This is a genomic window from Pseudomonas sp. SID14000 (assembly GCF_002165135.1).
Taxonomy (GTDB): domain Bacteria; phylum Pseudomonadota; class Gammaproteobacteria; order Pseudomonadales; family Pseudomonadaceae; genus Aquipseudomonas.
In genome coordinates this window covers 61,608-73,930 of sequence record NZ_NFZQ01000007.1, presented here as the reverse complement: position 1 = coordinate 73,930, position 12,323 = coordinate 61,608, and the positions used below count along the sequence as shown (strand labels likewise).

At 61.6% G+C, this 12,323-nt stretch carries 12 protein-coding genes; 4 read left to right on the top strand and 8 right to left on the bottom strand.

Going from position 1 to position 12,323, the window contains the following annotated elements; genetic code table 11:
* Positions 1 to 69: 69 nt before the first annotated feature.
* Complete coding sequence (locus tag CAY82_RS12180; RefSeq protein ID WP_087501427.1) at positions 70 to 780, bottom strand: tRNA-uridine aminocarboxypropyltransferase; 711 nt, start codon at positions 778 to 780, stop codon at positions 70 to 72.
* A gap of 220 nt (positions 781 to 1,000) precedes the next feature.
* Between CAY82_RS12180 and CAY82_RS12175 the strand changes: the two genes are divergently transcribed.
* Positions 1,001 to 1,420: a quorum-sensing-regulated virulence factor family protein gene (locus CAY82_RS12175; protein WP_087501426.1), complete on the top strand. Its 420-nt coding sequence runs from the start codon at positions 1,001 to 1,003 to the stop codon at positions 1,418 to 1,420.
* A 16-nt stretch (positions 1,421 to 1,436) separates the two neighbouring features.
* Here the strand turns inward: CAY82_RS12175 and CAY82_RS12170 are convergent, their stop codons facing one another.
* Positions 1,437 to 1,646, bottom strand: coding sequence for a hypothetical protein (locus CAY82_RS12170; protein WP_087501425.1), 210 nt, complete (start codon positions 1,644 to 1,646; stop codon positions 1,437 to 1,439).
* A 162-nt stretch (positions 1,647 to 1,808) separates the two neighbouring features.
* Here CAY82_RS12170 and CAY82_RS12165 point away from each other — a divergent pair, with 162 nt between their 5' ends.
* Positions 1,809 to 2,927, top strand: coding sequence for a TIGR00730 family Rossman fold protein (locus CAY82_RS12165; RefSeq protein ID WP_087501424.1), 1,119 nt, complete (start codon positions 1,809 to 1,811; stop codon positions 2,925 to 2,927).
* Positions 2,928 to 3,142: 215 nt separating this feature from the next.
* Here CAY82_RS12165 and recX read toward each other — a convergent pair whose 3' ends face one another.
* The 4 genes from recX to CAY82_RS12145 all read right to left on the bottom strand — a co-directional run bounded on the left by recX (position 3,143) and on the right by CAY82_RS12145 (position 6,327).
* On the bottom strand, positions 3,143 to 3,613 hold the full coding sequence (gene recX / locus CAY82_RS12160) for a recombination regulator RecX (RefSeq protein WP_087501423.1): 471 nt from the start codon (positions 3,611 to 3,613) through the stop codon (positions 3,143 to 3,145).
* Between the two features lie 21 nt (positions 3,614 to 3,634).
* Positions 3,635 to 4,702, bottom strand: a complete 1,068-nt coding sequence (gene recA / locus CAY82_RS12155) for a recombinase RecA (protein WP_087501422.1) — start codon at positions 4,700 to 4,702, stop codon at positions 3,635 to 3,637.
* 103 nt (positions 4,703 to 4,805) lie between these two features.
* Positions 4,806 to 5,288, bottom strand: coding sequence for a CinA family protein (locus CAY82_RS12150; RefSeq protein ID WP_087501421.1), 483 nt, complete (start codon positions 5,286 to 5,288; stop codon positions 4,806 to 4,808).
* A gap of 385 nt (positions 5,289 to 5,673) precedes the next feature.
* Positions 5,674 to 6,327 (bottom strand): hypothetical protein, encoded by a 654-nt coding sequence (locus CAY82_RS12145; RefSeq protein WP_087501420.1) that lies wholly within the window; start codon positions 6,325 to 6,327, stop codon positions 5,674 to 5,676.
* 303 nt (positions 6,328 to 6,630) lie between these two features.
* On the opposite strand from CAY82_RS12145, the gene mutS reads away from it, so the two are divergent.
* Together mutS and fdxA are read left to right on the top strand one after the other, a co-directional pair.
* Entirely contained in the window at positions 6,631 to 9,204 is a 2,574-nt protein-coding gene (mutS, locus tag CAY82_RS12140; RefSeq protein ID WP_170931070.1) for a DNA mismatch repair protein MutS, read from the top strand.
* A 137-nt stretch (positions 9,205 to 9,341) separates the two neighbouring features.
* Positions 9,342 to 9,665 carry a ferredoxin FdxA gene (fdxA, locus tag CAY82_RS12135; RefSeq protein WP_087501418.1) on the top strand — a complete coding sequence of 108 codons (324 nt, stop codon included), beginning with the start codon at positions 9,342 to 9,344 and terminating at the stop codon, positions 9,663 to 9,665.
* Between the two features lie 535 nt (positions 9,666 to 10,200).
* On the opposite strand, the gene rpoS is transcribed toward fdxA, so the two are convergent.
* Positions 10,201 to 11,208, bottom strand: coding sequence for an RNA polymerase sigma factor RpoS (rpoS, locus tag CAY82_RS12130; protein WP_087501417.1), 1,008 nt, complete (start codon positions 11,206 to 11,208; stop codon positions 10,201 to 10,203).
* 108 nt (positions 11,209 to 11,316) lie between these two features.
* A complete protein-coding gene (locus CAY82_RS12125; protein WP_087501416.1) occupies positions 11,317 to 12,174 on the bottom strand; it encodes a peptidoglycan DD-metalloendopeptidase family protein in 858 nt (285 codons plus the stop codon).
* Positions 12,175 to 12,323: the final 149 nt, after the last annotated feature.

Here is a 12,323-nt window from a genome sequence, read left to right as displayed (position 1 = left end):
GATCCTGTTCTGTGTCGGGCACTCGGGTAAGGGTCATTATGAACCAAAGCAGGGGTTGTGCCCCTTGGACTATAGGAAGGTATGCAAACGCTGGTGGGTGTCGTCCAGCTCGTCCAGGGGCAGGCGCCGCTTGCCGCTCAGGTAATGCAGGCTGAACACATCCAGGTAGGCGTCCAGCGCCTGCGAGGCCTGGGTATCGCCGGCCAGGTCCAGGCACATGGCCGCAACTTCCGCAGTGCAGAAGTGATCGTCGCGCCTGGAGCGTCGCAGGCGGTAGCGGGACATCTGCTCGGCCTGCAGGCTCAACACCGGGAAGCGGTCAAGGTACGGGCTTTTGCGGAACATCTTGCGGGCTTCGGTCCAGGTGGCGTCCAGCAGGATGAACAGCGGGCGCTTGCCCGGCTCGCGCACCACCTCGCTGACCACCCGCTCCTGGGCAACGAATTCGCCGGGGAAGACGATATAGGGTTGCCAGCGCGGGTCGTCCAGCAAGGCCAACAAGCGATCGTCTACCGAAGTGCGCAACCAGCCGAAGGCCGAGGTGTCCTCGATCAGGTCGGCGATAAGCCAGCCGGTGTTGGTAGGCTTCAGCGGCTCGGTGTCATGCATCAGCAGGCACACGCCGGACTCGGCCTGTACCCGAGGCTTCCAGGCGCACAGGCAATGAGTGACGATAACCCGGCAATCGGGGCAGCGTTCGGCACGCGAACCACGGGCGATGAAAGGCTTGTTGCTGCGGGCCAGCCGTTCGGCGCGCAGGCGCGCTACCGCATGGCTCATGCCGGCAGGCCTCTGGACAGGTTGGGAATGGACACAAGGACGACTCGGAGAAAACAAGGGCACCAGTCTACCAGAACAGGGGGCAATTGCTGTGCAGGTGGCGGCGCGGTCCTTATAATCGTTGCCTTTATCGTACCCCAGCCTCGCGCCTGCGCGATGTCCAGGGAACGCCTTCGACCCGCGCATGTCAAAGCGCCAGTCATCGAACCAGGAGAGATTCATGCTGCGCCGTATAGTCCCCGCCCTGAGCCTGTTGCTCGCCCTGCCCCTGGCAGCCCAGGCGGCCTCCAAGCAGGAGTACGACCTGAACCAGATGCTGCAGAAGGTCGCCAAGGAAAGCAGTGTCGGCACCCCGCGAGCCATCAACGAGGATATCCTCGACCAGGGCTACACTGTGGAAGGCAAGGCACTGGTCAACCACCTGAGCGTGCGCCAGGATCACGCCAATCGCATGCAGGCCAACCCCGAGCAGGTACGCAGCCAGCTGGGTGACAGCGTCTGCCGCAACAGCGGTTTCCGCAACCTGATGTCCAAAGGCGCAGTGATGGTCTACCGCTTCACGGTCTACAAGACCAACCAGCCGATCATGGACCAGGCATTCGACAATGCCAGTTGCGTGGCCGGTAACAAGAAGAAGTAGCTACAACGCTCAATCGCTACACCTTCTCGTCTTCACGGGCGCGCCAGCGCCCTTCAGCGGCATCGGCACGCATCTCGGCCAGCAGCGCCTGCAAGTAACGCGACCGGCACTCCAGCCCGGACAGCCTGCGCCGGCACTCGGCCTCCAGGCTCAGGTGATGCACCTGGGCCGCATTCTCCAGCTGCTGGTAAAGCTGCCGGTCCACTTCGATGATCAAGCGATGCATACCGCCACCTCCTGCATCGACACGTTTCGCTTTAGCCAGTTAACCAAACCCGCATCACCCGTGGCTGCATGCCGACGGGCGGTTGTACCGAACACCCCCGGCACGATCGGGCGCGAGGGTCTAGATTGAGGTCAGAGGTATTGGTGCAGAAGGAGACGTTGCATGCCTTACCAATCGAGTGAACTGCTGTTCAGCCACTTTCGCGACAACAACATCGACCTGAGCAACATCGACGCACAACTACAACTGGTGGCACCGGACAGCCCCAACCTGCCGCTGTACCGCGACATGATGCTGACCATTCTGCGCATGGCCCATGACGATACCGACCGCTGGAGCGCCAAGATAACCCTGCAGGCCCTGCGCGAACTGGACCATTCGTTCCGCACCCTGGAACGCTACAAGGGCCGACGCAAAGTGACCGTATTCGGCTCGGCGCGCACCCCGCTGGAACACCCGATGTACGCTCTGGCCCGCGAGCTGGGCGCAACCCTGGCGCGCTCCGACCTGATGGTCATCACCGGTGCAGGCGGCGGCATCATGGCTGCAGCCCACGAAGGCGCCGGCAGCGACCATAGCCTGGGTTTCAACATTACCCTGCCCTTCGAGCAACACGCCAATCCCACAGTGGATGGCACCGACAAGCTGCTGCCGTTCCACTTCTTCTTTATCCGTAAGCTGTTCTTCGTCAAGGAAGCCGATGCTCTGGTGCTGTGCCCCGGCGGCTTCGGTACCCTGGATGAAGCGCTGGAAGTGCTGACTCTGATCCAGACCGGCAAGAGCCCGCTGGTGCCTGTAGTGCTGCTAGATTCGCCGGGCGGCAGCTTCTGGCGCGACTGCCTGGACTTCATCAGCCACCAACTGGAGGAAAACCGCTACATCCTGCCCAGCGACCTGAAACTGCTGCGCCTGGTGCACAGCGCTGACGAGGCAGTGGAAGAAATCAACCAGTTCTACAGCAACTACCACTCCAGCCGCTGGCTGAAGAGCCAGTTCGTGATCCGCATGCACCACCCACTCAGTGAGGCGGCGCTGTACGACATCCAGGAAGGCTTTGCCGACTTGCGCCTGAGTGGCAAATATCACCAGCAACCTGACAGCAGTGCCGAGCACGAAGTGGGCAATTTCAGCCACCTGACCCGTTTGTCATTTGCCTTCAACGGCCGGGACCAGGGCAGGCTGCGCGAGTTGGTGGATTTCATCAACCTGCCAGAGAACTGGGCAAAGCCGCAGCCCATGCATACCACGCAGCGGGCCAGGGAGGCGTTGAAGGTCAGTTGATTCCGTGTCCAACGTCAGGGGCGCAATTCACCCTGTGGGAGCGGGTTCATCGAGGCGTCGAACCGCCGCGAAGAATCCAACGCGGTGCATGGCACCGGCTACGCCGGTGTTCGCGGGTAAACCCGCTCCCACAGGGTCCGTGCCAGACCAATGAGTTATGCAGTTTTGTGAGAACGGCCTTGTGTCGCGACAGGGCTGCGAAGCAGCCTCAGCTTTCAGTAATCGTCAAGATCACGCCCATTGAGCAGGCGGCCGATCATGTCCATGGGGAAACCCCGGTAAGCCAGAAACCGGGTCTGCTGGGCACGGCTGCGCGGATCTTGCGGGCGCTGCCCGGCAAACTTGCGCTGCCATACGTCACGCATGCGCTCGCCCCAATCCACCTCGCTCTCGCGTAGCGCCTGCTCGATATCACCACGCGCCAAACCACGCTGGCCCAGCTCTTCGCGAATACGCGCAGGGCCATAGCCGGAGCTGGAACGGTACCTGATGAAGCTTTCGAGGTAGCGGGCTTCGCTAAGCAGCCCTTCTTCGGCGAGCCGGTCGAGCTCAGGCTCGATCAGCTCGTCCGAAGCGCCGCGCTGACGCAACTTGCGCGTCAGCTCGACGCGACCGTGCTCACGTCGCGCGAGCAGGTCCATGGCTGTCCGCCGAATGGCGACGGGGGTGTCGAGTACGGCGGACATGTTCAGCTATCTACCGCGCAATCAATAACCGGCGTCAGCGTCGGCCATGTCATCGGCATCGGCTTCGGCAGCAGCAGCTTTACCAGCAGCCGCAACAGCACCAGAGGTCAGCAGCTTCTCGCGAATCTGCTTCTCGATCTCGGCACCAATAGCCGGGTTCTCAGCCAGGTACTTGGCAGCGTTTGCCTTGCCTTGACCGATCTTGTTGCCCTGGTAGGCGTACCAGGCACCAGACTTCTCGATCAGGCCTTGGGAAACACCCAGGTCAATGATCTCGCCGTTACGGTAGATACCCTTGCCGTAGAGGATCTGGAACTCGGCCTGACGGAATGGCGGCGAAACCTTGTTCTTGACGATCTTGACGCGGGTTTCGCTACCGACCACCTCGTCGCCTTCCTTAACCGCGCCGGTACGGCGGATGTCCAGACGCACCGAGGCGTAGAACTTCAGGGCGTTACCACCGGTGGTGGTTTCCGGGCTGCCGAACATCACGCCGATCTTCATACGGATCTGGTTGATGAAAATGACCAGGCAGTTGGCGTTCTTGATGTTACCGGTGATCTTGCGCAGCGCCTGGGACATCAGGCGCGCCTGCAGGCCCACGTGCATGTCACCCATCTCGCCTTCGATCTCGGCCTTCGGTACCAGAGCAGCCACGGAGTCGACGATGATCACGTCAACAGCGTTGGAACGCACCAGCATGTCGGTGATTTCCAGGGCTTGTTCACCGGTGTCCGGCTGCGAAACCAGCAGGTCGTCGACGTTGACGCCCAGCTTGCCGGCGTACTCGGGGTCGAGGGCGTGTTCGGCGTCGACGAAGGCGCAGGTGGCGCCGTTTTTCTGGGCTTCGGCGATGACCGACAGGGTCAGCGTGGTCTTACCCGACGATTCCGGGCCGTAGATCTCGACGATACGGCCTTTTGGCAGACCGCCGATGCCCAAGGCGATGTCCAGGCCCAGCGAGCCGGTGGAGATGGCAGGGATAGCCTGGCGCTCGTGGTCGCCCATGCGCATGACGGCACCCTTGCCGAATTGGCGTTCGATCTGACCCAGGGCCGCAGCCAAGGCGCGCTTCTTGTTGTCGTCCATTGAAATCCTCACGTGTTCGACTTGGCCCTGACGGCCGGAATACCTGTATAAGTAGCCAGTATTATTCCACAGGCAAGCGCTCGCGCAAACCCCTGTCGTCGATTTACTCGGCACCAAGCTGTAACAAGCCGTCTAACGCGGCGATCACCGTCTGTCGACGCACCGCCTCGCGGTCGCCGTCGAACTGGCGCCGCTCGCTGAATACGTGGCTACCGTCGCCCCAGGCCAGCCACACGGTGCCCACCGGTTTGGCCGGCGAACCACCGTCCGGCCCGGCCACGCCGCTCACCGCCACGGCAAAGCGTGCACCGCTGGCGGCCTGGGCACCGCGGACCATGGCTTCGACCACTTCCTGGCTGACCGCGCCAACCTGGCCGAACAACGCCTCTGGCACTCCCAGCTGACGGGTTTTCTGGATGTTGGAATAAGTCACGTAACCGGCCTCGAACCAGGCCGAGCTGCCGGGCACACGGGTGATGGCTTCGGCGATACCGCCGCCGGTGCAGGATTCGGCAGTGGTCACCTGCGCGTTGAAGCGGCGCAGGTGTTCACCCAGGCGAGTGGCAAGCGTGGTGATCGGGTCCATGGCGGGCTCCTTGAAGGCTGGCCTCTACCCTAGCATTTTGGGGATGGGGGTGGAGGATGGGCGTCTGGCGGCGTGCTGGGCATGAGGATGTTCGCCTCTGGATTTTTGGCGCCTGTAAGATCGAGCGCCGCCCGCGCGGCGCTTCGCAGCACAAGGCTGCTCCTACATCTGTTTCGGGCCAGTTATTCCTGAGGCGAAGGCGCGCGCCCATTGGGGTCCACCTCGATTTCGTGCCGGGCAAACAAGGCGGTCGCGTGCACTGGCACAGGCGTTACTGGCCCGAAACAGATGTAGGAGCAGCCTTGTGCTGCGAAGCGCCGCGCGGGCGGCGCTCGATCTCGCAGGCGCCAAACCTCTCAACGCATGCACCTCAAGCCCACACCAATCAGAAATTCAGCCGAAGCACGGTACGCCAGATATTCTTCATCGCTGAACGAAGATGCTTGGCCCAGTTGCGCTCCCACCACTCGTCCTCATTGCGCACCACCTGCTCCAGGTCGCTACCGGCCACGGCCGCGGCGTGCTGACGGTACATCATGGGGAACACGCAATGCTGGCGAATCCTGTGCTTGACCACCACATCCACCGGCGTGCCATCGTAGGGCGTCTCAGCCAGGATCCGGCAGCCCTCGCGCGACAGCACATAGGCATGCAGCGCCACCACCCGCCCGCGGGCGATGAACGGGAACCAGGTCAGCCAGATTCGCCCCATGGAATAGCCCAGGTGCAAGGCCTCGAAGGGTCGTTTCTGCATGAAGCGATTTACCCAGCGCACCCGCGAAGGCTTGAACTCATAGGCCTTGGCATCGTCTTCGAAGATCAGGATTCGATCGAGGCCGTTGTCCAGCGCATGACGGGCCAGTTGCTGATGCGACTCGTAGCAACCGCGCTTGGGGTCGCTGTTTTTCTCGACGACATGAAAGTGCACTTCGTTGTCGAGTTGCCGCCCGATGGTTTCGCTGAACAGCGTGCGCCGGTCAGCGCGGGTGTCGAGGGAAATACAAAAAACCGCATCTACATCAAAACGAATTGCGCTCACTGCACTAATCAACCTGTTGCAATAACTTTTTACTGGGCCGCAGGCCACCGCGAATGCGTCAGGCAGGGCATCCCTGATGGGCAAAAGCACGCAATTCTCCATGGGCAGACCATGATGTCAACATGCCCTCAACGCATCGCTGCGCACTCGCAGGATGTGCAGGTACTGCCTTCCGGGTAGCCGTGTTAACCTATGCGGCTTGAAGAATCCGGTGGGTCTCGGCGTCGCGCATGCAACACAGAACGCCCCAAATTTGCCCCACAACATTGAGACCTACTTTCTAAGCCCTTGATGAATAAAGCAATCTCCGATTTCTCCGCACACACCCCGATGATGCAGCAGTACTGGAAGCTGAAGAACCAGCATCCGGACCAGCTGATGTTCTACCGCATGGGCGACTTCTACGAGATCTTCTACGAAGATGCGAAAAAAGCCGCAAAACTGCTGGACATCACCCTGACCGCGCGCGGTCAGTCGGCCGGCCAGTCCATCCCCATGTGCGGGATTCCGTTCCATTCGCTGGAAGGCTACCTGGCCAAGCTGGTCAAGCTCGGCGAATCGGTGGTGATCTGCGAGCAGATTGGCGACCCCGCTACCAGCAAGGGCCCGGTGGAACGCCAGGTAGTGCGCATCATCACTCCGGGTACGGTCAGCGACGAGGCACTGCTTGACGAGCGTCGCGACAACCTGATTGCCGCGCTGCTCGGTGACGAGCGCCTGTTCGGCCTGGCCGTACTGGACATCACCAGCGGCAACTTCAGCGTGCAGGAGATCAAGGGCTGGGAAAACCTGCTGGCCGAACTCGAGCGCCTGAACCCGGTCGAGCTGTTGATTCCCGACGACTGGCCGCGCGACCTGCCGGCCGAGAAACGCCCGGGCGCACGTCGCCGGGCGCCATGGGACTTCGACCGCGACTCGGCGCGCAAGGCCCTGTGCCAGCAGTTCGCGACCAAGGACCTCAAGGGCTTTGGCTGCGACAAGCTGACCTTGGCCATCGGCGCCGCCGGCTGCCTGCTGATCTACGCCAAGGAAACCCAGCGCACGGCCCTGCCGCACCTGCGCAGCCTGCGCCACGAACGCCTGGACGACACGGTCATCCTCGACGGCGCCAGCCGCCGCAACCTGGAGCTGGACATCAACCTGGCCGGTGGCCGTGATAACACCCTGCAGTCAGTGATCGACCGCTGCCAGACCGCCATGGCCAGCCGCTTGCTGAGCCGCTGGCTGAACCGCCCGTTGCGCGACCTCAAGGTGTTGCAGGCACGTCAGGACTCGATCCGCTGCCTGCTCGACGGCTACCGCTTCGAGAAGCTGCAGCCGCAGCTCAAGGAAATTGGCGATATCGAGCGGATTCTCGCCCGTATCGGTCTGCGCAACGCCCGCCCACGTGACCTGGCACGCCTGCGCGATGCCCTGGGCGCGCTGCCCGAGCTGCAGAACGCCATGGCCGAGCTGGAGGCGCCACACCTGGCGCGCCTGGCCGCCATTACCGGCACCTACCCCGAACTGGCCAGCCTGCTGGAGCGAGCGATCATCGACAACCCGCCGGCGGTGATCCGCGATGGCGGTGTGCTCAAGGCCGGCTATGACAACGAACTGGACGAGTTGCTGGCAATCAGCGAGAACGCCGGCCAGTTCCTGATCGACCTGGAAGCCCGGGAAAAGGCCCGCACCGGCCTGGCCAACCTCAAGGTCGGTTACAACCGTGTGCATGGCTACTTCATCGAGCTGCCGACCAAGCAGGCCGAGCAGGCCCCGGGCGACTACATTCGCCGTCAGACTCTGAAAGGTGCCGAGCGCTTCATCACCCCGGAACTGAAGGCGTTCGAGGACAAGGCGCTGTCGGCCAAGAGCCGCGCCCTGGCCCGCGAGAAGATGCTCTACGACGCCCTGCTGGAAACCCTGATCAGCCACCTGGCACCGCTGCAGGACAGCGCCGCCGCCCTGGCCGAACTGGATGTGCTCAGCAACCTGGCCGAACGTGCGTTGAACCTCGACCTGAACTGCCCGCGCTTCGTCGACGAGCCATGCCTGCGCATCGAGCAAGGCCGCCACCCGGTGGTGGAACAGGTATTGACCACGCCGTTCGTAGCCAATGACCTGAGCCTGGACAACAGCACGCGCATGCTTGTCATCACCGGCCCGAACATGGGCGGTAAGTCCACCTACATGCGCCAGACCGCCCTGATCGTGCTGCTGGCGCACATCGGCAGCTTCGTGCCGGCAGCCAGTTGCGAACTGTCGCTGGTCGACCGTATTTTCACCCGTATCGGCTCCAGCGACGACCTGGCCGGCGGCCGCTCGACCTTCATGGTCGAAATGAGCGAAACCGCCAACATCCTGCACAATGCCACCGACCGCAGCCTGGTGTTGATGGACGAAGTGGGCCGCGGCACCAGCACCTTCGACGGCCTGTCGCTGGCCTGGGCCGCCGCTGAGCGTCTGGCCCAGCTGCGTGCCTACACGCTGTTCGCCACGCACTACTTCGAGCTCACCGTGCTGCCGGAGAGCGAGCCGCTGGTAGCCAACGTGCACCTGAACGCCACCGAGCACAACGAACGCATCGTATTCCTGCACCACGTGCTGCCTGGCCCCGCCAGCCAGAGCTACGGCCTGGCCGTGGCACAGTTGGCCGGTGTGCCGACGGCCGTCATCCAGCGTGCCCGCGAACACCTGCACCGGCTGGAAACCACCAGCCTGCCGCATGAACAGCCCCCGGCCCAAAAGGCCAAGGACATGCCACAGGTCCCACACCAGAGCGACCTGTTCGCCAGCCTGCCACACCCGGCCATCGAGAAGCTGGGCAAGCTGCAGCTGGACGACATGACACCGCGTCAAGCTATCGAAATGCTATATCAACTAAAGAACCTGTTATAACGGCGCCCACTACAAGCTGGTAGAATCCGCCGCGGTTTGCTGGTGCTGCAGGTTATTAGCCTGGCCTGCAGCCACACCGCAAACCGCGCGGCCCTGAGAGGAAGGGCCGCCGCCGTCGCCTGAGGAGAGAACTAGAAATGACCTTCGTCGTCACCGACAACTGCATCAAATGCAAATACACCGACTGCGTGGAAGTCTGTCCGGTGGACTGCTTCTACGAAGGCCCGAACTTCCTGGTCATCCACCCGGACGAGTGCATCGACTGCGCCCTGTGCGAGCCGGAATGCCCAGCGCAAGCCATCTTCTCGGAAGACGAAGTGCCTGCGGGCATGGAGAACTTCATCGAGCTGAACGCCGAATTGGCGGAAATCTGGCCGAACATCACCGAGCGTAAGGACGCCCTGCCGGACGCGGAAGAGTGGGATGGCAAGACTGGCAAGATCGAGCAGCTGGAGCGCTGATAACGCCCGGACACGAAAAAGGCCCCTCAGGGCCTTTTTTGTTTTCTGCGGGCAAAAAAAAGGGGCGGTTTGACCCGCCCACATTTTTTCCGTAGTCCCTGCTTGTCCTAAACATCATCCTGATGAAATCGCCTCTTGCGATGTCCCTGGCCTTCCTCCTGAAGGCCTGTGCATGTCCCTGTGCACAGTTCGAATACTAGCGGCTTGGGCCGGGCGGGCAACCGCGAAACCTCACAGAGTGTTACAGGGGACACATTTCCTCACAGCTGAATAAGGCAAGTTTTTCAATGGGTTGGAAAAACGCCGGCACTGGAGACGGCAATGATTTACTGAAGCGCGCATGGATAGCTTACAGAACAAGTAAGCAAAGGCTTACACGCGATGTTACTGGGGTAGCGCGGTACATAATGTTTTTGCGCCCAATTGTGTGCTGCCTGATAGATCCCGGGGCTGCTTTGCAGCCCCACCGCCGGCACAGATAAAACAAACAAAAACGCCCCGAGATCATCGGGGCGCTTTGTGTTACAGGCCTTCGCTACTGGAACAACGACTCACTGGACAGGCCGTTCTTCTCGAGGATCTCGCGCAAACGCTTGAGCCCCTCAACCTGGATCTGCCGCACCCGCTCACGGGTCAGGCCGATCTCCAGGCCGACATCTTCCAGTGTGCTACTTTCATGACCGCGCAGGCCAAAGCGGCGCACCACCACTTCACGCTGCTTGTCGGTCAACTCGCCCAGCCACTGGTCGATACTCTGTGACAGGTCGTCGTCCTGCAGCAGTTCGCACGGGTCGGTGGGGCGGTCGTCGGTCAGGGTATCGAGCAGGGTCTTGTCCGAGTCTGGGCCGAGCGACACATCCACCGAAGACACCCGCTCGTTCAGACCAAGCATGCGCTTGACCTCGGCGACCGGTTTCTCCAGCAGCATGGCGATTTCTTCTGGCGAGGGTTCGTGATCCAGCTTCTGGGTCAACTCGCGCGCCGCGCGCAGGTAGACGTTCAGTTCCTTGACCACGTGGATCGGCAGGCGAATGGTGCGGGTCTGGTTCATGATCGCCCGCTCGATGGTCTGGCGAATCCACCAGGTCGCATAGGTCGAAAAACGGAAACCACGCTCCGGGTCGAACTTCTCGACCGCACGAATCAGCCCCAGGTTGCCCTCCTCGATCAGGTCGAGCAGCGACAGGCCGCGGTTCACGTAACGACGGGCAATTTTTACAACCAGGCGCAGGTTGCTTTCAATCATGCGCTTGCGGCCGGCAGGATCGCCCTTTTGCGACAGGCGCGCAAAGTGCACTTCCTCTTCCGGCGAAAGCAGAGGCGAGAATCCAATCTCGTTGAGATACAGCTGGGTGGCATCGAGCGCCCGGCTGTAATCGATATACTTGTGTTGCTTGAGCGAAGAGCCCGACTTGGCCCTCGTCCGAACCGAAGATACAGCAGGTTCGTCTGACACCACATCCGTTTCCAAAACGATACCCGTCTCCATCAGGAGGACGTCATCGTCGATGTCAAACTCCGGCACTTCTTTACTGAGAGCCATTGTTATAGTCCTTTGCTGAGTTCGAACTCAGACTCGAGCGGCACCTATCTCCTTGGCAGCGCTGGAGCCTGTCCCCTCTACATCACAGGAACAGGCCGGGTACAACGGTCAACGACGTGGCAGGAACTGGAGTGGATCGACGGGTTTACCCTGGCGGCGAATCTCGAAATGCAGCTTCACCCGATCAGTGCCCGTGGACCCCATTTCAGCAATCGACTGCCCTGCCTTGACCTGCTGCCCCTCCCGAACCAACAGCCTGCGGTTATGGCCGTAGGCACTGACGTAGGTATCGCTGTGCTTGATGATGATCAGTTCGCCGTAGCCCCTCAAGCCACTCCCGGCGTAAACAACTGCACCATCAGACGCAGCAAAAACAGGCTGTCCCAAATCACCGGCGATATCAATGCCTTTATTCAAACTACCGTTTGAAGCGAATTTTCCAATCAACACGCCGTTGGCAGGCCAGGTCCAGCCGCCTACCGCGCGCTCCGCGGCGGGCACGGTGGCGACCACCGGGGCGCTGCTGGAGGTTGCCGGCGTAGCCGGTTTGCTGGTGCTGGCAGGGGGGGTGACGGTGCTTCCCACAGGCCGCCGAATGACCGTGGTCTTGCTCGACGACGACGGGCTGGACACAACCGTGGTACTGCCGGTAGAGCCGCTGCTGAAACGAATCGCTTGCCCCGGGCGGATGGTGTAAGGCGCAGCGATGCCATTGCGCGCAGCCAGCTCCTTATAGTCCCAGCCATAGCGGAAAGCGATGGAGAACAGCGTATCGCCAGGTTTGACGATGTACTGCCCGGTGGTTACTGCCGGGCGCTTGGGCACGGTGTTATTGCGGTCGACCACCCGCGCGCTATTGCTGCTTGTACTCGAGCAACCCACCAGTAGCGTGCCCATGGCCAGTGCAATCACCAGAAGCGTGAAACCCGACCCGTCCTTGCGCTGCCGAATGACTGTGTGACCCACCCGCGCTCCCCTCATGGTGCCGAAAAACGATATGAAGACAAGAAATGCAATATTGTTGCAATTATAACCAAGCCCGCCCGCATTGGCAGGGTTGGTAAAAGACTGCTGCAAAGCCTTGGTACAAGCTGTGCGCTAGCGCTTCACCCCGC